At 28.5% G+C, this 1,156-nt stretch carries 1 protein-coding gene; it reads left to right on the top strand.

All coding sequences use genetic code 11. The annotated features are described in order from the left end of the window. Positions 1 to 163: 163 nt before the first annotated feature. The coding region (locus tag L8V82_RS07700; RefSeq protein ID WP_263724548.1) for a cache domain-containing protein at positions 164 to 1,156 on the top strand (993 nt) is incomplete at its 3' end.

The following is a 1,156-nucleotide window of genomic DNA, read 5'->3' as shown; positions in this document are numbered from 1 at the left end:
TAATCTACTTTGCCTGCGGTAAGTTTTGATTGCTTTTTTACTTTCAAATAAGTTTTTGTTAAATAATAATTTTTTTGCATTTAAATAAAATATTTTTTTATTAAAAATAATATAAGATAATTTTTCCCTTAAATTATGTAATCTATAAAAAAGGATGATTTAGATGGGAAAAATTTCAAAAAGTTTAACAGGGAAATTAACTTTTTTTGTGTTTTTAGCAATTATAGCTATTTTATTTATAGCAAATGCATTTAATTATGCTGAAGTAAAACATGATGTGCAAAAACTTATTAATGATATACAAGTTAAAACCATGCAAGATGTTTTAAAGAATTTTGATGATTATACTGCTTCAAGAAGTGACGCAATAAAAGCTGTTGCATCTGAAATTCAAAAAAATCCTAATGCAAGTTTAGAAGAAATTTATACTATGGTTAAAATCGCAAAAGAATCAAGTCGTTTTGATGTTTTATATGTTGGTCTTGCTAACAATGGTGCGATGATTAGATCAAATGGAAATCACCAAATGCCTTCTGATGGCTATGATCCAAGAACTAGAACTTGGTATACAAGCGTTGCTTCTGGAGAAGATAAAGTGGTGATATCAAAACCTTATATCGCCCCTAGTTTAAAAGCCCCTTCTTTATCTTTTTCATATCCTATAGTTGTAAATGGAAAATTTATAGGTGCAGTTGGTGGAAATTATGATTTAAATACTTTTTCAGATAATGTTTTATCAATGGGAAGATCTCAAAGTGGCTATACTGTAGTTTTGGATGATGAAGGAACTATACTTTTTAATGAAAATTCTAAAGCGTTATTAACAAAAGATAATTTAAGTGAAAGCATAGTAAAAGCTTACCTTGCAACTCCTGAAGGTAAAGAAGGAAAACTATCTAGCAAACCTATGCTAATTAATGATGGTAATGCACCTCGTAAAGCAGTAATTTGTCAAGAGTCTTCAACAGGATATAATGTCTGTGTAATAGCGGATGAAAAAATTTATAAAGATCCTGTAAATAATGCCTTGATAAAACAGATCATCATAGGAACCATAAGCTTAATAATAGCTCTTGTGATTATAAGATTTATGATTAATTACAACTTATCCCCACTCAAAAAAATCCAAACAGGCCTTAACTCTTTCTTTGATTTT

It is taken from the genome of Campylobacter sp. IFREMER_LSEM_CL2151 (assembly GCF_025771725.1).
Lineage (GTDB): Bacteria > Campylobacterota > Campylobacteria > Campylobacterales > Campylobacteraceae > Campylobacter_D > Campylobacter_D lari_C.
This window is presented reverse-complemented; position numbering and strand designations above follow the sequence as displayed.